Source organism: Richelia intracellularis HH01, from assembly GCF_000350105.1.
In the GTDB taxonomy this organism is placed as follows: Bacteria; Cyanobacteriota; Cyanobacteriia; order Cyanobacteriales; family Nostocaceae; genus Richelia; species Richelia intracellularis.
Genome location: NZ_CAIY01000081.1, coordinates 1 through 22,347 on the forward strand (window position 1 = coordinate 1; position 22,347 = coordinate 22,347).

Below are 22,347 nucleotides of genomic sequence, written 5' to 3' on the forward strand. Positions count from 1 at the left end.
ATGATGATAATCGTATTGTCCTGATGCCCCGGGATCCTCAATGGGCTTATACTTACTGGGATATAACTAATGAACACAAAGAAAAGCTCCGCCAGCAAGGAGGGCAACAAATAGCACTGAGGATTTATGATTCCACCGATATAGACTTGGATTACCAAAGTCCTCATAGCTTGCAAGAATATCCTTGTGATGAATTAGCTCGGGACTGGTATTTAAATATCCCAGTTAGCGACCGCGATTATATCATTGACATAGGTTACCGTTGTGGTGATGGTCGTTGGTTGGTGTTAGCTCGTTCTAAGAAAGTACATATACCCCCTGTATATCCTTCTGGCTGGATCGAAGATATTTTTGTCAATATCAACTTCAAGCAAGATTTACGGGATAAAACTGTCCAAAATTTGACTCCTCCAGAAAAGAAAATAGCGGCAAAAACGTATGTAAACAACATTTACGACCAGATATTTGATACAGCAGAGTCTACTGAGATAATGGGGGTAGCTGGTTTTCCCTTCGGTTCAATACAACATTTTCATGATTCAACAAAAATAAAACAAGTCATTAGTTCTTATATCTTCCCCTCTGATATGGGTATGTGGGCTCTTCCTACTACATCGGGCATCAATATGTCTGGAGTTAGCTGTTATGCCTCTTTACCACCAATCCATCCATGTCAGTTTTGGCTAATTGCTGATGCTGAGTTAATCGTTTATGGTGCAACAGAACCTAATGCCACTGTTACTATTGGCGGTCGTCCTATAAAGCTAAATCAAGACGGTACATTCCGCCTCCAAATGTCTTTCCAAGATGGCTTAATTGACTACCCAATTCTGGCTGTGGCTGCTGATGGTGAACAAACTCGCTCAATCCATATAAAGTTCGAACGTGAAACACCATCACGTTATATCAATACGACAGAAAAAGCTGATTTTGAATGGCCTTCTTAAAATACTATAATTGCAGCATACAATAGAAGAACCGGGCTTCTTAACAAGAAATCCGGCTTTTATTTCCCACTCTTGATTCCAGGATATTTCACCAGGGAAGCATCCATCATTATGGCTACCACATGGAATTATTATCTTTTCTTAATTATCAGAATTTTAACCTTCAGTAATACCAAAATTAGCAGTTTCAAGTATTTATTTGTGAAGAAGTTAAGCTTTAATATTTGCCTAATTCTATTTAATAGATTATTGTTAATCTCCATATTCTAACGTTAAAATGCAACAATATAATATCTAAATATTTTTGCTGAATATTAAGATAGTTAAACATCGAATTTATATAGAGAATAAGTAATTATAATCAACAAAATTATATTAGATAATACTACCAATTATTTGGGCTTATAAATTTAATTTTTAACCTGATATTTCAATTATTTTGGGTTTTATACTCATTGAGTAGGAGGATATACCCCATCAATCATTACTTCCTTAAATCATAAAAAAATAGCCCACAATTTTAAATTTGCATTTTGGTCATAGCTTATCCTAAACCTAGGTATATTCAAAAATTCTGTATTATTTATTAGTCACAATACCTCATCAGAATATATCTGGGGTAATCATGCTCATGATTTGGATATTAAAAATATGCTTATGGTAATTCAATATGTAAAATATTTCAGTGGCAAAAATACTAAAGTTAATGATTTATTTCTATTGATATTTAATAGTTAGCATAGGTTTTTATCAGACAAATCACCTGAAAGATTTTTGGGCCCAAAAATCTTTCAGGTGATTTGGGAAGTTTTGAGGTTTATTCTGTTCAGTGAGCGTTTTATTGGATAGTCTGTTTTGATAAATAAACCACCATAATAGATAATAAATATTTTTGTTAGATTATCCACATGGTTTTGATACTTAAATTTATTAAAATGGCTTGATCCTACTCAATAAATATAGATATAGAATTTTGGAACTTACTTGTGGGTAGCTCAGGTATATGAATAATTAATGTAGGATTATACATTATTTCCTATGATGCCAGTTACTTCTCTGCATATTTCTAATATCCCTATGATAATTGATATTTTTCACAATTTATGTATCTGGATAATTATCAAAGATAACCCAGTGTCTTGGAAATATGTAAATTATTGAGAATCATATAGTGCTGTAAATAAAATTTACTAATTAATAGTGCCGAGTCCAATTCTTGTTCACTATTATGGAAATATTTAATCATTTCGGAGTTTAGTTAAAAGCTAGAACTGACGGCTAATCATTTTTACTTCCTACTATTTATCTTTCAAATTTACTTAATAGTGCAAACCCACATCACCAAATAATAGTTAAATATTCTCATTGTCATCTATATTTTGTTGTAATTCAATATCAGGCTAGTATTTTGTGTAAAACTATATGCAACCATTTGGTTTTTCCACTAGTTTCACACTCTGATTTCACCGATACATTTTCAGCCTTACAAGCTATAACATTGAATATTACTTGTATCATTTGAGGAAGAGTCCTGATTTTATTTGCAATTGCTTTTTGGATTATCTCTTATCTAAACATAGGCTAAAGTCTCTGATATATTCTAATTGCCGTATTATCCCGAATCAATAGCCAATTATCAGAAAAAGCTACAAATACCTTATACCATAAAACATATACTGGCGCTTTTACTGGTTTTGGAATACTTAGTTTGTAAATCCGTCTTACATTAAGATTACCTTAGTCTAAGGACTTCAGATGAATATTGAGTGGAAATATTACAACTACCACTATATTAAGTTCAGTGAAAAATTATAATGAATCTACCTTAGATGAAAATAATCCAACTTCTATTTTTTCGACATGTTTACCCATTCCTCTTGCACTTTTCCCACAAGTACAAAGGTTTAGAAACATTTTTCCTGGATTAACTAAAACCCTAGGATTAAATTTGTTGATTTAGAAACCATGCAATGGCTAAATCAACAAATTTAAACATTTCTAATACACAACATCTTTTATCTACACCAATGCCGTGCTTACCAGAAATACTACAACCTCATTTCACATAGAATTTGAGTATTTTCCCACTGACTTCTTCCACTTTTCCTAATACCCCTGTCACAGGATTATCATAATAAGACCAAAGTGTTTAAGTTAATATCTCCAGGGTGAAAAACATTGGCTATTTGATAACCATATTTTTCCCCTCATACTCCAATTCCTTTAAAGACACAAGGTAATTATGTACATAGCTGCAAGTTCTGTCTTCCTACCTTTCTATAATTTTAGTATTTGTTCGTAATCACTGGCAGAACTCATATTCCTTGTAGCATTGTACTGATATATTTATTCGATTCGCCGTTTACTTACTCCCACCTGCACTAACAAAGCATCTATTTCCACTAACAAAATTGCCTCAGTATCTTTAGCATAGCAGCTGATTTTTAATACACTACTGCATTGATACTAAAATCATCTATCATTTCCATACTGTTAGGAATTATCCCAGCACTGATAATTTCAGAAACTGCTGCTCCTGCAGACTCTATAATACTGAAGTTTATCAATAGTAAACAAGTAGACTCGGATATTTTGAGAATGCATAAAGTAATCTCTGTGGAAAGACTTAAAGCTTATTTAGAAATTAGGAAGACACCACTTAGATTATAACCCGGTATTTCTGATATTTGACCACCCAAATCAATAATTCCAGGATCTAGTAAAACTACTTTCAAACAGGTTACATGTTTAGTTATTACACTATATTTTAAAAAATTTACACCTCCGAAATTTTCTGTAGAATTCCCACCAATAGAACAGATAATTTAACTACAAGGATCAGGAGCACAGTAAAAATTGGAATTGATGACTACTTATGTTATCCAATTGTTAACTACCTCAAGTTTTCCTAAAAATTGATTATCTAAATATTTGACAAGTATTTTTTGCATCAAATAAATGATAATAAGAACTATTTTTTTGTAAGTAAAGCCCTGCTAGAAAAGCCAGTACCTGAGCTAATGACAATAAATGGAGTAGAATACTTGTTACATATTTTCACTACTTATACTGTCTGCTCCGTACTTCTGGTAAATACTGCAATATCTGAATGTTGATGATAGTTAGTTAAACGAATCATATTTGTAAGTATTTAATTCCCCACGACATTATACTAACCAATTTTTACCAGCTATAATCTCCAGATCTTGGATAATAGGTTTCTAGTTAATTGACTATGTATCTTGGATAACTATTAATTAGTATAAAAGCAACTTGCTCTCCACGTATACATCCATTTTCAAACAGTTGAAAACAAGTTATCTTAATGAATGCTCTATAAAAATGGTTTATTTCTCATGATTATTTTTGAGCACAGGATAAGAACCTGATATAGGCAGATTATATTGTCTTATTATACTTAAGATTTAGGTATTTATTATAGTGTTATTAGGAGTGCAATTAAATAAATTACATAACAACTTATACCAACTATCTAAACCTATCCCTGTTTGACTAGAAACTTGAAAAATTCTGATATGAGGATTTACATTTTGGGCATAATCAATACATTTTTGTATATCAAACTGTACATAAGGTAGTAAATCAATTTTTGTGAGAATCATTATGTTACTGGTACGAAATATATGGGGGTATTTGATTGGTTTATCTTCCCCTTCTGTTACAGATAAAATTACTACTCTGAGATTTTCTCCTAAGTCGAATAAAGCTGGACATACCAAATTTCCCACATTTTCAATCATTACCAAAGAATTGGGAGAAGGATTGAGTTTTTCCAAACCCCCTTCTATCATAGAAGCATCTAGATGACAGCCTTGGCCCGTATTAATTTGAATAACTTCACAGCCTGTATCTTTTATTTTTTTAGCATCGTTAATAGTTTCTTGATCACCTTCAATTACATTAATAACCAACGTATTTTTTAAGTCATTAATTGTTCGAGTCAATAATGTAGTTTTACCAGATCCAGGAGAACTCATCAAGTTTATAGCAATAATATTATGTGTTTTTAACCAACCACGATTTTTAGAAGCAATCAAGTTATTTTTAGATAAAATAGTATATTCTAGAGGTATAGTGCTACCATAAAAATCGGTATGACTTTCCAATATTTCATGACCATTTTTATTATTACTATTGGTATTGGCCACCTTATTTGACAAAACATAATTATAACTATTTGAATTTAAGTTACTTCCCACTACTATTGAGGAATTAGTATCTAAGATAGTAAAGTTAGTATTATCATCAGAGCATCCACAATTTATACACATAATTATTCTACCTCTATCTCTTTTATTTTTAATTCTTCACCAGCTATTAAATTTAATTGTGTGCTTCCACACAGACATTTACCAAAGGGCTGCATAAGAGGAATTTCCATACCACATTGACAACATTTACCCAATCCTGGAATCTCAATAATTTCTAATTTTGCTTCTGCTAAAACGGTACCTTGAGAACATACATCAAAACAAAAATGTACCGCATCAGACATAATTGCTGAAAGCTGACCTATTTCTAATAATACTCTTTTTACCTTTGCACCCTGAGCATGTTCAGATACAATCGCTACAATATTTCGAGTAATAGTCAATTCATGCATAACCAATTTGAGAAAATTTTTGAGAAGCGATCCAGCAATAAAAAAGCATACTAATTACTTTAGCTATATGTACGGATTATCATGAAATGGAAAAAGTCTCCAATATGTATGTTTTACAATAAATCATGTTCCTAAAGTAATTGCTGATATACCAGAAACTAAATGGAATTATGTTCTACTAGACAGGAATTTTTGGATTATATAATGCCCTGAGTTTATCTAAGTCTTAAAACGAATTGGATAATATAACGATAAATACCTGCCATCCATTATATGAAAATTTTCTCCATCAAAGCTAGAGTCAGAAACAAATACTTCTTAAAAGAGGAAGTTTTTGAGCCCAAAAATCCTTGCCCGCTTCACTTACCTGTTATAAGAAACTGTATTACTAATACAAAGATGTAACTCCTGATAAATCTTTGTATTCTTGTCACAATCAGAATCAACTATTTTATCCTACTATCATTGCATCTTTAATACTTTTACTATTGATTACCCACTTAGATAGATTATTAAATCCGGCTTCTATTGAGATTAAATCTCTTAAAGTATCGCGGATAGATATTCATTTAAGTAATATAGTGTAAATCAGTTATGGCAATATTTATTTGCACTCTGTGCTACGATAGACAAATCTTAGGATAACCCTGCTATTTTAAGTCTTATAAAAAAAAATATCAAAAATTATATTCTCGACTGGCTATATATGGATTTTATATTTGCAACCAAATAGTTTAATTTTATTAATAAAATTGCTGGTAAGTTTATATTTTGTATATATCAGGTTTATTAAGATTGATTTTCCTTATACTAGTAAAAACCGTACTTTTTCATACCTAATAACATTTAATGCTAAAAAACTTTTTTAGCATATACTCAACTTCTTAAATGCACTACCAGACTAAATATCTTGGATGAAGCAGGTATAGATTAGATTTTTACACCCTTGACAATTTAAATAAGTTGATACATGCTGAGGAACAACTATACCCAACACAGTGTCATAAAATAATAAACTCTAACATTCTTTTATTTTACCATGTTGCTTCTAACAAATTCTTGGTAATTGACTACCTACTAACATGTCCACAATCCGCTCAGAACCGAAAATAGTTTTGAGTAGGACTATGCCAGGATGGGAGTTGGTCACATGGCCAATTATACAAGAATCTCTACCTGCAGGGTGGCTTTGCATTTCTAATATAACTTTTTCTGCATAATCTTGTGGCACTGTTACTAATAACTTCCCTTCATTAGCTAAATAGAGTGGATCTAAACCTAATATTTCACATACTCCTCTTACCTTTTTCTGTATTGGTAAAGACTGTTCCTGTATGACAATACCAACATCTGAACTAACAGCAAACTCATTCAAAACTGTTGCCAGGCCACCTCGTGTTGCATCCCGCATTGCCCGAACTTGTGGACAAACTCGGAGGATTTTTTCTACCAAACTATGTAAAGGTTGACAATCACTTTCTATATTCGTTTCTAAAGCCAGTTCTCCCCTAGCAATTAAAATTGCTGTGCCATGATTGCCTAGTTCCCCATTAACAATTACTACATCTCCAGGCTGAATATTATGAGCAGAAATATTTATTCCTGTAGGAATTACTCCAATACCTGCTGTATTAATAAATAGTTTATCTGCTGTGCCTTTATCTACAACTTTTGTATCCCCTGTAACAATTTGCACTCCAGCATTTTGTGCAGCCACCTGCATACTCTGGGCAACTTTTCTTAAGTTAGAGATGGATAAACCTTCCTCCAAAATAACACTACAAGTCAGATATAAGGGCTTAGCACCACTAACAGCCAAATCATTGATTGTACCATTAACAGCTAATGTTCCAATATTTCCCCCAGGAAAGAAGAGAGGATCGATAACATAAGAATCAGTTGTAAACGCAAGTCTATCTCCATATTGCAACAAATTTGATAACTCAAAACTTGCCTGGTCTTCTAGTTGGGAGAGAATGGGATTATCAAAATTACTTACAAAAATATCGTTGATTAAATCTCGCATGGCTTTGCCACCACTACCATGTGTCAAGTTGATATTAGAATCTCGTACTTTTCCCCAGTGATGACGTATTTTTTTCATTTTTTGGAATATAGAATTTTGTGGAGAATTTTGCATAGAATTTTAGTTTTTGGACTATTAACCATGTAAAGTGAATTACTTTATTAGTTTTAATTATTATTAATAAGTTGTACTTTACTAGAAAAATTTTTAAATTTAGCTTATCCTTAAATCAATTATTTACGAACTTATAAAAATTCAAAATATGCACTATTAGGATATAAATGCCATAAACATTTTCATCTATAAAAACTTAATAAACTACTTTCTCTTAGGGAGAATACTTTTCTATGATCGATGATATTTCCCGATTCATAATCCCAATTTATTTTGTATTTTATTTTCATAAATTTTCCATATAGATGATGTTCACCTCTCAATTAATATTGTCTGTTACTTTAATGTTTTGCAATATACTAATCACTTTTCCCATGTAGTTTCTATTAGATACTAATAGCCTAAGAATTTCCAAGAAATTTTCTATCAACTTTACCCATGAATTCAAGTTCTCTGATTTCAATTGGCTATTATTAATAGCTAGTTTTTTTGTCTCGAGTCGTTGATACTATTCTAGTAGTATCAACGACTCGAGCAATTCTTCGCTTTTCATGGATGAAATAATCCCCGGCTATTATTCTATTAACTAATGGTTACTATAATCTTTTCCTTATTTAGCTAGTTAATAAACTCAGAAAAATTATGCTGTTACTATCGATTTTTCAACAGTATTTTTTGGAAAATTCTTGGCAAAATGCCCATACTTGTAATAAGCAGCACAAGCACCTTCAGAAGAAACCATACACGCACCTATAGGATTTTCAGGAGTACAAGCAGTCCCAAAGACTTTACATTCCCAAGGCTTTAATACTCCTTTGAGTATTTCTCCACATTTACAAGTTTTATAATCTGCCACTTTTGCATTAGGTAAGTTGAATTTCACTTCTGCATCAAATTGGGCATATTCCGGACGAATTTTTAACCCTGAATTACAAATTTCTCCTAAGCCGCGCCATTCAAATTTTTCCCGAACTTCAAACACTTGGTGCATTACTTTTAAAGAGACTTTATTTCCTTCTGGTTTTACTAATCGGTTATATTGATTCTCCACTTCACAGCGGCTCTCTGCCAACTGCCGTATTAACATCCAAATAGATTGCAAAATATCCAAAGGCTCAAACCCAGAAATAACTATGGGTTTGTGATATTTTTGGGTAATAAATTCATATGGCTTTGTACCTATAACAATACTCACATGACCGGGGCCAATAAATCCATCTATTTTAAAATCAGGATTTTTTAATAAAAATTGTAATGCAGGAATCACAAGGACATGATTGGAAAAAACACTAAAGTTACGAATATTTTCTGTTGCAGCTTGTAAGATTGTAAATGCAGTACTAGGGCCTGTGGTTTCAAAACCTAAAACAAAAAATACTACTTGCTTATCTGGGTTATCCTTGGCAATCTTTAGACTATCTAAGGGTGAATAAACTATACGAATATCTGAACCATTAGCTTTAGCTTGTAATAGGCTTACAGTAGAACTGGGAACTCTTATAGGATCTCCAAATGTAGCAAGAATAACATTAGGCTGTTGGGAAATATAAATAGCATCATCTAATCTACCTTTAGGTATTACGCATACTGGACAACCAGGACCATGTATTAACTCAATATTGTGCGGTAGAATCCCTCCTATTCCATATTTGAAAATTGAATGAGTATGTCCACCACATATTTCCATAATCTTCAGTGGGTAACTATCACTGAGTTTAGTAATTTCTTGTATTAGCGCCTTAGCTTTTTGAGGTTCTCTAAATTCATCAATGTATTTCATGGTTGATTGTTAGGAAGATAATTTTCATTGTTTTACCCGGGAACTAAAAAAAGATAATAGCTTTAGAATAATAATTTATTGTCAAACTTTTAATTGTAGTTTTCATCATGAGATACAAAAGCATTACATTCTTGCCTAGTTATCATAAATAATTAAGTCTTCGAATAGTAAAAATACAAATTACCTATTCATAATTGCTCATTGTTCCCTGTGCAATAATGATTTCTTCAAGTAGCTTTAATGTTTCGGCTGCCTCTCGTTCATCAATACGATTCATAGCAAAACCTACATGGATTAATACCCAATTGCCAACACAAGATTCTGGAGGGTTTTGATCGTCTACAATACAAGCAATATTTACCTGGCGTTTTACACCGCTAACATCAACAATTGCTAGTTTTTTATTAGGATCTATAATTTCAGTGATTCTGCCAGGAACTCCCAGACACATATTTTTTACCTAGATTTAATGAATTTGGCAGCAGCGATAATTGCTTGCCCTAGTGACAAACCACCATCATTAGGTGGAATTAGACTATGATCAATGACATCTATACCCATGTCTTCCAGACCAGTTTTGACTCTTTCTAAAAGAATAGAATTTTGAAATACTCCTCCTGTGAATGCAACTTTTGTAACGGCATATTCTTGACACAAGTGATCTGCCAGTTTCACGATGATTTTTACTAATCCATTATGAAATTTTGCAGCAATAACACCCATGGGAACTTGATTTTGTAAATCATCGAGTAAAGATTGCCACATGGGTCGTGAATCTATATGGCGCATTTTATCTAAAACTTTAGTAGTAAAGACATAACTTAGTTTTTCCTCACTATTACTTGAAATATGGTTTTGTGCTAAGGCCTCTATTTCTATTGCTGCTTGCCCTTCATAACTAATTTCTTCTGAACATATACCTATTGTTGCAGCTACAGCATCAAATAAACGTCCTACAGATGAAGTTAAGGGGGAATTGATTTGTTTTTCTATAGCCAGATTTAGTAGAGTTAATGGTTTGCTTTTTAAAACTTTAAGTATTGCTAGTTCACCATATCTGTGTATGAGTTTGTCCCAACCCAATGCGGATATTAAATGAGAATAAGCATTGCGCCATGGTTCTTTAATAGCTTTTTCTCCACCAATCATTGGTATCGGCTTAAATGTTGCTAATCGTTGAAATTGCTGATAGGTTGCTAACATAAATTCTCCTCCCCATAAGGTTCCATCCTCACCATAACCCAAGCCATCGAAAACAATACCAAGGATAGGGGGAGAGTTTAAAGGAATATGATTTTCCGCCATGCAGGCAGCAATGTGGGCATGGTGATGCTGAATGTATTCGATGCTAATTTGATTTGCCACCGCCATTTTATTTCCCTGTTTACTTGCAAGATACTCAGGATGTTTATCAACAGCAATTACTTTTGGTTGATGCTCAAATAAGTTTAAATATAAATTTAATGTTTCTTGATAAGTATCAAAAGCAGCAGCATGTTCTAAGTTACCCAAATGTTGAGATAATATCGCCTGTCCATTTTTTAACAAGCAAAAGGTATTTTTTAACTCACCACCCATAGCTAATACCTGAGGAATATTAGTAAATCCTGGTGGTAAATTTATTGGTTCTGGTGTATATCCCCTGGAACGCCGGAGCGTTTGTAATTTGTTATTAACCACCCGCACTACAGAATCATCTACTCGGTTAACTATATCCCGGTTATGGAAGACAAAATAGTCTGCAACTTTACTTAACTTCTCTTTAGCTTCATCATTATCGATACATTGTGGATAATCAGAAATATTGCCGCTAGTTAATACTATTGGCTGATGTATACGCCTGAAAATTAGATGATGTAGGGGTGTGTAAGGCAATATAAAACCAAGACTATTTTGCCCTGGTGCAATTAAACAAGAAAGGGGGTGAATTTCAAGCTTTTTATTAATTGTTGTATGAATAGGCTGAAATTGTTTTGCTTGTAGTAATACAATAGGTGCTGCAGAACTTACCAATAATTCTTCTTCTTGAAGAGAAACATAACAGTACTGTTTAATTATATTAGTATCTCGTGCCATTATTGCAAAAGGTTTACGACGACGACGTTTGCGTTCCCGCAGTTTTTGCACTGCTGTATCATTGGTCGCATCACAAGCTAAGTGGAAACCACCAATTCCTTTAATCGCAACTATTTCACCCTTTTGCAAAAGGGTACATACAGCATCCATATCATCTAACATTGAAAACATATAAGCTGTAACTGACTTGCCATCAGCCCTTTCTAACCAGGCCTTGGGTCCACAAATATGACATGCTATTGATTGGGCATGGAAGCGACGATTCTCAATGTTTTTGTACTCTTTACAACATTCCTCACACATAGAAAAAGCACCCATACTAGTGCTGTACCTATCATAGGGAAGAGCATAAATAATACTGAAGCGAGGACCACAATGGGTACAATTTGTAAAAGGATAACGATAGTAGCGACTGTAGGGGCTAAATATTTCCTCTTGGCATTTGGGGCAAGTAGCCGTATCAGGAGGAAGAGTCGTTTCAACTTGGCTATTGAAACTTTGAGTAATTGCAAAATTATCACACTTTAACTCACCTTGGTAGGGTTGGCGTGTTACCTTGATTATTTTTCCTAGAGGTGGGCATTCCTGCCATAATTTGTTTAAAAAATCAGTAATTGCTGACTCATTTCCTAATACCCTAATTAATACCCCTTCTCCATCATTGCAAACATCACCAAATAAACCATAAATTTTTGCCAAACGACAAACTGTAGGACGAAAACCTACCCCCTGCACAGTGCCGTAAACTCTTATTAATTCAGTCTTCGTGGTTAACATATCATGTCGTATGAATATGACATTACTGGCAGAGCAGTTAATTGCCAGTGTTTTACCACTAAATTAAATACCATAATGAGAATTTAATACTGTTCGGTATTAGCATGCTAATACTTAAGACTTTAATTCATTCGTCTATTTGCATAGTGAAATTGTCTTATTCCCCAATAAGCACTTCTACCATGTAAGGGTGAAATACATGCAGGGTTTTTCCAGGATTGTTAAAGGAAGTTTGCCATATATACAACCACTAACTGTTTGTTAACTATATCTACACGACAGGAGATATAGTTAACAATTAGTAACAGAATAATATACGTATCAACATGTTTACATAAGGTCACAATTATTTTCACTAAAACCTTAATAATTGAAGCTTTCAATCAAAATCCGAGCAATACTATATAGTACTATAATCAAATACTATCAAAATCATTGCTTGCTTTGATTCTATTTTCTTCCTATTTGTAATATACCCCGGAGCATATCATTTGCATTACAATCATACATGTGAATTTTTGTTCTAGGTAAATGATAATTCTCTAGTCTATTATTATTTTTTTAATCAATTTCCTAAGATATTCAAAACAGCAATAATAAGATTTTTTTAAAAATCTTATTATTATTATTTAAATAATGGAAAAAAATATGAATAATAGATATCATAAAAGAGTCAGAATCAAAAACTAAACGTTACTCAGTAAAGTAAGTTACCAAGATTCACTTAAATAAAAATCTGGAAAAGCTGAGAAATCTGCCAATGACTAACATATTATGGTTACAAGGTGGTGCCTGTTCTGGAGACACCATGTCATTTCTCAACTCAGAAAACCCTACAGCCTGTGATTTGATCACAGACTTTGGCTTTAATCTGCTTTGGCATCCATCACTAGGATTAGAACTAGGAAATAATTTACAAACACTTTTATGGGAGTGTTTTCTAGGAAAAACTTCAGTAGATATCCTAGTATTTGAGGGTACGGTGGTTAATGCTCCTAACAACACTGGGGAATGGAATCGGTTTGCTGGTCGCCCGATGAAAGATTGGGTAACTGACCTCTCTAAGGTTGCTAAATTTATTGTTGCTGCTGGTGATTGTGCTTCTTGGGGAGGTATCCCAGCCATAGAGCCAAACCCTACTCAGTCGAAAGGATTGCAATTTCTAAAACGTCAGAAAGGAGGCTTCTTAGGAGAAAATTTCGTTTCACAGGGGGGATTACCAGTCATTAATATTCCTGGATGCCCCGCCCACCCAGATTGGATTTCTCAAATATTAGTAGCGGTAGCTACTGGACGTATTTTAGATATAGCTTTGGATGAGCTACATCGTCCCAAAACATTCTTCAGTACTTTTACTCAAACAGGTTGTACTCGCAACGACCACTTCGCTTATAAGGCATCTACCCAAAAATTTGGCGAACGTACAGGATGTCTTTTTTATGATCTGGGTTGTCGTGGACCCATGACTCATTCTTCTTGTAACCGGATATTATGGAATCATGTTTCCTCCAAAACACGTGCTGGTATGCCTTGTCTCGGTTGTACAGAACCAGAATTTCCCTTCTATGACCTTAAACCAGGAACTGTCTTTAAAACACAAACGTTACTAGGGGCTCCAAAGGACTTACCTACAGGAGCAAATAGACAAGACTATGCTCTAATGACAGTAGTAGCAAAAAATACTGCTCCTGATTGGGTAGAAGAAGAGTTTTTCACTGTTTAGGTTGCAATAAGCCCCATTGGTATTTATTATGAGCTAGTCAATAATAGTGTAGTTTATATCTTTAATTTTGCTTTGAGTTTAGGATTTAAATAAACTCACTTAAAATTAAGCAGAGCTTAAAATGAAAACGCAAAATACTGATAGATAAGCTAGGTATTTATAATACATGATACTTGATTTTATATCGAGTTTAAGTATCGTAGTACCAAACTCAACTTGCCTAGGAGCCTTGCAAAAACAATATTACTTTGTAGTATTAACTCAAGATATATTTTCAACTGATTCAGTCAATGTAATAATTCTTGCTTGGTAAGTTGATAGTAATTTGAATTAGTCTAAAGTCTAGTCTTGAGTCTCCCCTTAGAGAAGAAAGGAGATTTAATGGGGGGCTAAGGTTTATTTCAGGTGACAATATCCTAACTTTAGAAATGATGAAATAAATGACATTGGCACCCTCTAAATTTTTCCTTATCGGAGTAACAAGGGAGGATGGAAAAAATCACATACAATAACCCATAAGTCATAGGAAAGAAGTATGACAATTAAAACATTAGATATTTCGCCTGTTGGCAGAGTGGAAGGCGATTTAGATATTAGAGTGGATATAGATAATGGATATGTGGTGAACGCTTGGACTCAAGCAGAACTCTTCAGAGGATTTGAAGTCATTTTACGGGGAAAAGATCCACAGGCAGGGTTAATTGCTACACCTAGAATATGCGGTATTTGCGGTGGCTCTCACCTGACTTGTGCATCTTGGGCATTGGATACAGCTTGGCAAACAGAAGTACCCCGTAATGCAATTTTAGCTAGAAATCTCGGTCAACTTGTTGAGACGATTCAAAGTATACCACGTTATTTTTATGGTCTATTCGCCATAGACCTTACCCACAAAAATTATAGTAGCAGTAATTTCTATGAAGAGGCTACACGCAGATTTGCGGCTTTCACAGGTAAACATTATGAGCTTGGTATCACCATTTCTGCTAAACCTCTAGAAATTTATGCTCTTTTGGGTGGACAATGGCCCCACAGTAGTTATATGGTTCCTGGTGGAGTGATGTGTGCCCCAACTTTGACCGATATCACCCGTGCCTGGTCAATTTTGGAGTATTTCCGTACCAATTGGTTAGAACCAGTATGGTTAGGTTGTTCTTTAGAACGCTATGAAGAGATCAAGACTTATGATGATTTGATGGCATGGATAGATGAAAGTCCCAATCACCGGGATTCAGATCTGGGGTTTTACTGGCGTATGGGTTTTGATATTGGCTTAGACAAATATGGTGTTGGTGTTGGAAAATATATGACCTGGGGATATTTACCCCATGAGGATAAATACCAGCATCCCACAATTGATGGTCGCAACGCAGCTGTGATTATGAAAAGTGGTGTTTTTGATAGTTTTAATCATACCCACACCCTAATGGATCATACTTTCACTCTGGAAAGTACTGCACATTCCTGGTATGATGAGGGCGGAATGGATATCCATCCTTTTGATCGGATCACTAGACCTACCCAGAATAATACTAAAGATTTTAATAATGCCTATTCTTGGTCGACAGCAGTACTTCATAAGGATTATGGGCGTTTAGAAGTGGGGGCCCTAGCCCGTCAGTTAATAGCAGGGGGCACACATGGCGAATCTTGGCAACACTATGATGGTTTTATCCTTGATGTATTTAAACAAATGGGTGGTGCTAGCACCCACCTCAGACAACTGGCTAGGGTTCATGAAATAGTCAAACTCTACCGACAAGCAGAACATTGTCTGCGAGAATTTCGCCTTAATGATAGTTGGTACATCCAACCTGAAGAGAAAGATGGTAAAGGTTGGGGTGCAACAGCTGCTGCCCGTGGTTCTCTTTGTCATTGGTTAGAAATAGAAGGAGGTAAAATAAAGAATTACCAGGTAATAGCACCCACTACCTGGAATGTTGGTCCTCGTGATGGTCAAGGAATCCGAGGGCCTATTGAAGAAGCTTTAATTGGTACACCAATCCGAGATTTAAGCGATCCTGTTGAGGTTGGACACGTTGCCCGCTCATTTGATTCCTGTATGGTTTGTACTGTCCATGCCCATGATTCCAAAACAGGTCAAGAGTTAGCACGGTTTCGAACCGCATAATACTTAATACCATTGATATAGGTCATATATAGAGACTCTGCCTTAGCCCCATCATCTCTCCCCTCGTTGATAGAGAAGATGGGGCTAAAATTCTAGCTGCATTGTATCCACGTAAAAATGATTCTCATAGAGTAAATAATAGTTCTACAACTAACTGTTTTCTTGAAGAGAAATACCTGGTCAACTTATAGTCTAAGCTTATTGCTGAGGTATTTGTTCGATTTGTGCTAATAGCTTTTCTTTATCCAATCTACGTTTTCTAGCATATAGTTGAATTGTAACTACCATTAAAATTACCAAACCAAAAAATAACCAAGCTGTGATGTCCGTAGGTAAGCTATTCTTAAATACTGCTAACATAACAATTATAACTAACATCAAAGTAGGTAATTCATTCATGGCACGCATTTGTTGACTAGTCCAATTGCACTTACCATTTTCTAATAATTTCATCAATCGAGCACAATAAAAATGGTAGGCCAATAATATAACAACAAATCCCAATTTAAAATGCAACCATATTTGCTTGAAATAATTCGGTTGTGTTATTAACAAACCAATTGCACAAAAAACTGTTACCAACATCCCTGGTGTGGTTATGATATTTAGTAGGCGTTTCTCCATAATTTGGTATTGTTTCTTAAGAATTATTTTTGCCGGTTCTGGTTCTTGCTCAGCTTCAATGTGATAAATAAATAGCCTTACCAGATAAAATAAACCCGCAAACCAAACTACTACACCAATAATATGAAATGATTTAAACCAATAATATGCCATGTTTTTAACCGTGATAAATATTTTATAACTTTCATTAATCAAGTTAATGTAAAATACTCCATATTAAATGAAATCTACAATATCAAAAAGTGTAAAGGTAATTTCGCCCTACATCATAATAGCGTTAGCTATCTAAATCCAATCCAAAGTATGATAGATGTTTTCTGACATCACTAGTTATAAATAGCTATTTACTATAGTTAGTAAATGACAAACCTATTATATTTATACATTGAGCTATAAATATAATAGAAAAATTCAATACCTCGATCATTCAATAATCTCACAGCAAGTATGGCCACTAATACCCCATTTCAAAGCTTAAAGATAATATGTTACAATCTGTTACCATAGATGGCTATCATTATACATTTGCAATTATATAAACTAGAATTTCTAATGGGAATTATTGCAACCCTATTTGCTTATGAAGCTCATCTAAAATAATGATTACAACTAATTAAACTCACCACATCATGGTTTTTCAGTCCAGTAAGTAAAACTTTAAAAGCTATAAGTAATTGACTTATAATTCACAGTATGTGTTATTCCAGTATCTACCAAATCTAACATACGGAGGATTTTTATATAGTATTAAGATACTATTGCAATCTTTGTTGGTCCCTAAAAAACCTAACCTACCCAAGTCAGGGTATCATCATATGCACTTGCAGTTTTTATTTAAGGCATTTTAACTTTTTTTATTTAGATATTTCTTGATATGATTTGCTGATCATATTCCTTGCAAAACTGTCCTCATCTCATAACAATCTAACTCTTATGACTTGGTTATTAAGAACTTTTAGTAATATATTTAACTATTCTGGATATATTCCCTACTAATAATCATCTATACCTGCTTTATCTATACACAAGTTGATTAAGGTTTTTAGTTTTCCACAGTTGTGTGTTTTCCTTACGACTACTGTCAATCTTTTTAAGAATATGATTTAGATTTTATAACTATAGCTTTAATCAAAACTAACAATTGTTTGATTATCTACTATTTAAGATTTTCTTTTGATTGAAGTTATGAAGTTATGAAGTTATGAAGTTATTTTAGCAAATGTGAAATATTCAACACACATTTATTTTGAGTTCAAGTGACTTCAACTCTTCAATTGCTTTCTAATTGTCACATTATTTATATATAAGTTCTTTGTTTTCTCCCTTTTATATAAATAAGTTCTAATATTTTTATGCTATTTATATTAGACAATTTTAGCTGAAGATTACTATATAATCAATCAGGCATTGTATCTTTTCCAAAATACCTTGGAATTTTCAGAAACTCACTTTTCATTTATAGACAGTACAAGAATATGGTCTGATAATAGAACATCTAAATTTTTCTTATTGTATTCCCTCATTACTCATATTACCTGTTCTCACTTCAATAGTTCTCCAATATTTGGTATTGTCACCGTATAGTTAATTATTAACTATTTTTCCCTGATTTACTAACAATTCTAAGTATAGTTACAACTAAATAGTACCTATACTCAATTTAGGTTCGTAAGGTACTTATTCAAACATTATTGGATTCTAAAATTAAAAGACTGAAAGTCTAAAGAGCATTTGGGATATTTATCATAGATACTTGATTTCTTAATCAAATTTGAGTGATTTGTAATTCAATAACAAATTAAAATACTCAAAAATGTATGTGCATGAACACTTATCTAAATAAGAAAAAATACAGTAAATCTCTATAACACCGATAAGGAAATGATTTAAACTGTGTAACTAGATACGATAAGTCTCATTAAGTGAGTACCCTACTCCGGAATGGGTAAGAGGTTAAGCAATCATGATTAAGAACAACATAAAACCCCCCGACCAATTTTGCTTGTATATACTGAAGCCGGAAAAACTAATCTGATGTTTAACCATCAAACCCCAATTTCCAATTTAATAACCCCCAAAGTTCAGCAAAATGCCATGTATGGACAACCAACAAAAAACAGCAGCTAAGCCTGTTGTAGAACTCAACATCAACAGTATGACAGACCAATCTGAACTTTGTCTAAAAGTCCTCCAATTGAGTGGTTGATAACCAAAACCACTGGGAAATGGCAGTTTATCACGATAATCCTTGTCATAGCGGGATGTCCGTGCAAAAGGTAATTCCCCTTTTAGTTGTGTAGGTAAAATCCTCCGTCTTTGGTAGGGAATTGTTTGCTCACCAAAGTTTTCCAGATACTCTTCACTATTTAGCAAAGAATCAATAAAACCTTGGAGTCCCTTAGTTGCTAATATAATTGACCAGGCCTGATTTTCGCGCTCATTGTATACACTACGACCTAAAATTCTCTGCATGCAGATGTCTACAAAGCGATAGTTGTTATTACAATCGTAGTTTAACCTCTTAAATGGCTCCGAAGTTGCAAGTCCTCGAATAAATTCCCTAACAGTAATTTGCTCAGACCTCAGTTGAGACTCTAAAAAAGTCTGGCGGTTACTAGCTAACATTTGCTGCTCATGAAAAATTTGATAATAGGCAGCAAAAATCAATTGGTCAATCTCTTGGGAATTGAGCAATATTTCTTTAGAATAAACTCTCGGTTGTTCGTCACCACTAATTTCATAGCCAGCAACACGTTGGTTTTGAGAGGAAGGATAGTAAGTTAATAAGGGAATAGACATTCTAAAAACTCTTAGACTAAACCTTTAGTGTTAGAAACGACTAACATATTGCAATTATATCTTATCTATTTTTAAATCCCCACTAGTAAGATGATGTTGGCATAGAAATTAATATCAGTAGATTAAAGTTTGATGATGTAATGGGCTTAATGGGAGATAAAAGATAATAGAAAGTTAGTATCCAGAATGACAAAAATCTAGTGAGGAAGATGATGCTACTAAATAAACTAATTGAGCAGGAAAATTTTTGAAGCTCTACTAGAGATATTTTGTACTTTATTTTATACTTTAATATATTCTATTTAAATACCAATTAGAGTCTTTAAAATTTTAAAGACTCTAATTGCAAACAAATATTATCGTATCTCTTGAATAGGTAAATAGACTAAAATATATATTTAGAAACCATTTAAAACATAAGGGAACTTCATTAAAAGACAAATTAATTACAGCATGGAAATACTAAAAATTTTGGTATAGATTAAGGGAACCATGATTCATCAATTTGAAATCTAGATACCATAAGTATTCCTTCAATAAAGTACTAACTAACAAAAACCCTAATATATTGTATCGCACAATTTAATTGAGAATTTTAACAGTTACCATACATGTTTGTTTACACTTATACAATAACACTTTCCATCTATTCACAGTAGACAAACAGTAGACCTTGTGGAAAAGGGCAGTTATATGATTCTAAATCTAATACCAAGTTACTTAACCCACAAATTTAAGATTTAGATTTACAAATCAAAGTTAATACATCCATCACACAAGAAAGACCATTAAACACTTAAACACTAAATTTATTGGATTTATGTTGAGTGCTATTCCATATTGAGTAACACATTTAAGTTATTGAGGATGTAAATTATTACACCAGTATTTTATACTTGCATAAGTATTTATAGATAAAATGGGAAGCATCTTAATAAAAGAGAAAATTGGTTGTGCAACAGGAAAATCTAAAAGCCTCTTAGGACATATTCATATCATTATGATACTCTCATTTAATTTATGGTAAAAATACTAGTTACTGTAACTTTGACCTTTCCAGTGAACAATTTTTATAAGGAATTCATTCTATTATTTTATATTTATTGACATTAGATTCTAATAGAGAAATATGTAAAATTAAGGTGCTTATGATAGAAGAGCATAACTTGTAAAAATTCTGATATTCTAGTTTGGTCTTACTAATACATAATTGATATTATATCCTGAAATTAGATAGCTCTGGATAACAGTACTCAGATTGGGAATCTTTTTGGATGTATTGTTTAATACTATCAATGTCTATAAAGCAGTCTGCCACGTTAATTAAACTATCACTAGTCATTGATCGCAAACTTAGAACCTCTACCCTGACACCTTTATAAGACACTGTATTAATAGCGTAAGCTAAATCTCCATCTCCACTTACCAAGATTGCTGTATCATAGTACGGGGCAAGGTTTAAGATATCAACGGCAATTTCTACATCTAAGTTAGCCTTTTTTGATCCATCTGGGAACTGTACTACGTCCTTAGTTACTAAACGATAACCATTCCTGCGCATCCACAACAAAAAACCCTGCTGTTTATCATTTGTTCGATCAACTCCAGTATAAAAAAATGCTCTGAGTAGCCGGGAGTCCCTAATTAATAATACAAGCAATTTTGCATAGTCGATTTCTATACCCAACTGTAAAGCAGCATAGAAAAGATTAGAGCCATCAATGAAAATTGCTACTCGACCACGATTAGCATTCCTATCCAGAAACATTTCTTGATTATCTTCAAGAAAATCAATTTCCTCGTTATGTTTATCTTCATTCATCGATAATGATGGAGAATTATACTGCTGGACTTTGATGGGATGAGAAGTTTGACTTGTCTTTTTGACAATATTTTTATTCTGATTCATGATTTACCTCTGAATTTATTTGTTACTTTTCGCTACAGTTTTATATCTCAATACTTTTATAAATCAGTCTGAAATCTTTTAGTTATTAACTATAAGCATATTTAATTACTTAGTTTATATTGTAATTATTTAATATATGAATAAGTCTATTCTCATCCAATGTAATCATTATTATCTACAATTTTAAGGACCATAAATCTATTATGCTTAAAAAGGTCAGCGCCCAAAAGACTTATCAGTATAGATTCGAATTCCAGATTTTGTTTTGATAGAGAAATATACCCTATTAACTCGAACGTTTGTTGCTACCACCATTCGACAACAGAACAGTATTGAGGTGGAAGTTATTTATCAGCGAACTATTCTTATATAATTTTATTGAACTCGAAGTACAGTTTAAACATTATTAATTCTATATGTGTGTTAGACGAAGGATAGTACACTGAAAATAACATACTACTTTTGATTAAGATACAGTGGAAATAAATCTAACTTAAAATGGAATATTTATTCTCAATTTGTCTCCCCCCAAAATTATTTTTTAATTCTAGCTTAACTGGAAGGTAATTTTAACTTGTTTTTCTGGATCTTAATTTAAAGTTATAGATAAAAGAATACAGTAGTATTATTATCAGGAGTACTTATTGATTTCTCTTTATGATGATTTAAAGTTTAGATATCAATAATTTATTGAATCTTGAAACTAGATTTGTGAATTTCATTTTTTAAGCTAGTCAGTAGGAGAAAGCATAAGTTTTGTTTTTGCTTCTCAGAATTTGAAGGGTAACTCTAAAAATGTAGTATAAAAATACTTGCA

The 22,347-nt window shown here is 33.1% G+C and carries 13 protein-coding genes; 3 read left to right on the forward strand and 10 right to left on the reverse strand.

Features of this window, described 5'->3' with window-relative positions; translation table 11 throughout:
* On the forward strand, positions 1–947 hold a 947-nt coding region (locus RINTHH_RS08825), incomplete at its 5' end, for a DUF4912 domain-containing protein (RefSeq protein WP_044304949.1).
* A 2,444-nt stretch (positions 948–3,391) separates the two neighbouring features.
* On the opposite strand, the gene RINTHH_RS11770 is transcribed toward RINTHH_RS08825, so the two are convergent.
* The 7 genes from RINTHH_RS11770 to hypF all read right to left on the reverse strand — a co-directional run bounded on the left by RINTHH_RS11770 (position 3,392) and on the right by hypF (position 12,344).
* Complete coding sequence (locus tag RINTHH_RS11770; RefSeq protein WP_008235579.1) at positions 3,392–3,514, reverse strand: FAD-linked oxidase C-terminal domain-containing protein; 123 nt, start codon at positions 3,512–3,514, stop codon at positions 3,392–3,394.
* 858 nt (positions 3,515–4,372) lie between these two features.
* Positions 4,373–5,239: a hydrogenase nickel incorporation protein HypB gene (gene hypB / locus RINTHH_RS08830; RefSeq protein WP_008235580.1), complete on the reverse strand. Its 867-nt coding sequence runs from the start codon at positions 5,237–5,239 to the stop codon at positions 4,373–4,375.
* Between the two features lie 2 nt (positions 5,240–5,241).
* Positions 5,242–5,571: a hydrogenase maturation nickel metallochaperone HypA/HybF gene (locus RINTHH_RS08835; RefSeq protein ID WP_008235581.1), complete on the reverse strand. Its 330-nt coding sequence runs from the start codon at positions 5,569–5,571 to the stop codon at positions 5,242–5,244.
* 1,048 nt (positions 5,572–6,619) lie between these two features.
* Positions 6,620–7,711, reverse strand: coding sequence for a hydrogenase expression/formation protein HypE (gene hypE / locus RINTHH_RS08840; RefSeq protein WP_044304950.1), 1,092 nt, complete (start codon positions 7,709–7,711; stop codon positions 6,620–6,622).
* A gap of 640 nt (positions 7,712–8,351) precedes the next feature.
* Complete coding sequence (gene hypD, locus RINTHH_RS08845; RefSeq protein ID WP_008235583.1) at positions 8,352–9,491, reverse strand: hydrogenase formation protein HypD; 1,140 nt, start codon at positions 9,489–9,491, stop codon at positions 8,352–8,354.
* A 184-nt stretch (positions 9,492–9,675) separates the two neighbouring features.
* The gene (locus RINTHH_RS08850) at positions 9,676–9,942 is read right to left on the reverse strand and encodes a HypC/HybG/HupF family hydrogenase formation chaperone (RefSeq protein ID WP_008235584.1); all 267 of its coding nucleotides are present in this window, start codon (positions 9,940–9,942) and stop codon (positions 9,676–9,678) included.
* 5 nt (positions 9,943–9,947) lie between these two features.
* Positions 9,948–12,344 (reverse strand): carbamoyltransferase HypF, encoded by a 2,397-nt coding sequence (gene hypF / locus RINTHH_RS08855; RefSeq protein ID WP_008235593.1) that lies wholly within the window; start codon positions 12,342–12,344, stop codon positions 9,948–9,950.
* A 760-nt stretch (positions 12,345–13,104) separates the two neighbouring features.
* Here hypF and RINTHH_RS08860 point away from each other — a divergent pair.
* Complete coding sequence (locus tag RINTHH_RS08860) at positions 13,105–14,067, forward strand: hydrogenase small subunit (protein ID WP_008235594.1); 963 nt, start codon at positions 13,105–13,107, stop codon at positions 14,065–14,067.
* A gap of 535 nt (positions 14,068–14,602) precedes the next feature.
* Entirely contained in the window at positions 14,603–16,198 is a 1,596-nt protein-coding gene (locus RINTHH_RS08865; RefSeq protein ID WP_008235596.1) for a nickel-dependent hydrogenase large subunit, read from the forward strand.
* A 198-nt stretch (positions 16,199–16,396) separates the two neighbouring features.
* On the opposite strand, the gene hemJ is transcribed toward RINTHH_RS08865, so the two are convergent.
* From hemJ to RINTHH_RS08880, 3 genes are all read right to left on the reverse strand, one after another.
* Positions 16,397–16,975 carry a protoporphyrinogen oxidase HemJ gene (gene hemJ, locus RINTHH_RS08870; RefSeq protein ID WP_044304951.1) on the reverse strand — a complete coding sequence of 193 codons (579 nt, stop codon included), beginning with the start codon at positions 16,973–16,975 and terminating at the stop codon, positions 16,397–16,399.
* A gap of 1,911 nt (positions 16,976–18,886) precedes the next feature.
* Positions 18,887–19,621 (reverse strand): phycobilisome rod-core linker polypeptide, encoded by a 735-nt coding sequence (locus RINTHH_RS08875; protein WP_008235600.1) that lies wholly within the window; start codon positions 19,619–19,621, stop codon positions 18,887–18,889.
* Positions 19,622–20,837: 1,216 nt separating this feature from the next.
* Positions 20,838–21,530 carry a LabA-like NYN domain-containing protein gene (locus RINTHH_RS08880; protein WP_008235602.1) on the reverse strand — a complete coding sequence of 231 codons (693 nt, stop codon included), beginning with the start codon at positions 21,528–21,530 and terminating at the stop codon, positions 20,838–20,840.
* Positions 21,531–22,347 lie beyond the last annotated feature (817 nt).

Excerpts from the sequence above, each read along its gene's own strand:
- hypB (WP_008235580.1), bottom strand. The coding sequence starts at position 5,239 with ATGTGTATAAATTGTGGATGCTCTGATGATAATACTAACTTTACTATC.
- RINTHH_RS08835 (WP_008235581.1), bottom strand. The coding sequence starts at position 5,571 with ATGCATGAATTGACTATTACTCGAAATATTGTAGCGATTGTATCTGAA.
- hypE (WP_044304950.1), bottom strand. The coding sequence starts at position 7,711 with ATGCAAAATTCTCCACAAAATTCTATATTCCAAAAAATGAAAAAAATA.
- hypD (WP_008235583.1), bottom strand. The coding sequence starts at position 9,491 with ATGAAATACATTGATGAATTTAGAGAACCTCAAAAAGCTAAGGCGCTA.
- RINTHH_RS08850 (WP_008235584.1), bottom strand. The coding sequence starts at position 9,942 with ATGTGTCTGGGAGTTCCTGGCAGAATCACTGAAATTATAGATCCTAAT.
- hypF (WP_008235593.1), bottom strand. The coding sequence starts at position 12,344 with ATGTTAACCACGAAGACTGAATTAATAAGAGTTTACGGCACTGTGCAG.
- RINTHH_RS08860 (WP_008235594.1), top strand. The coding sequence starts at position 13,105 with ATGACTAACATATTATGGTTACAAGGTGGTGCCTGTTCTGGAGACACC.
- RINTHH_RS08865 (WP_008235596.1), top strand. The coding sequence starts at position 14,603 with ATGACAATTAAAACATTAGATATTTCGCCTGTTGGCAGAGTGGAAGGC.
- hemJ (WP_044304951.1), bottom strand. The coding sequence starts at position 16,975 with ATGGCATATTATTGGTTTAAATCATTTCATATTATTGGTGTAGTAGTT.
- RINTHH_RS08875 (WP_008235600.1), bottom strand. The coding sequence starts at position 19,621 with ATGTCTATTCCCTTATTAACTTACTATCCTTCCTCTCAAAACCAACGT.
- RINTHH_RS08880 (WP_008235602.1), bottom strand. The coding sequence starts at position 21,530 with ATGAATCAGAATAAAAATATTGTCAAAAAGACAAGTCAAACTTCTCAT.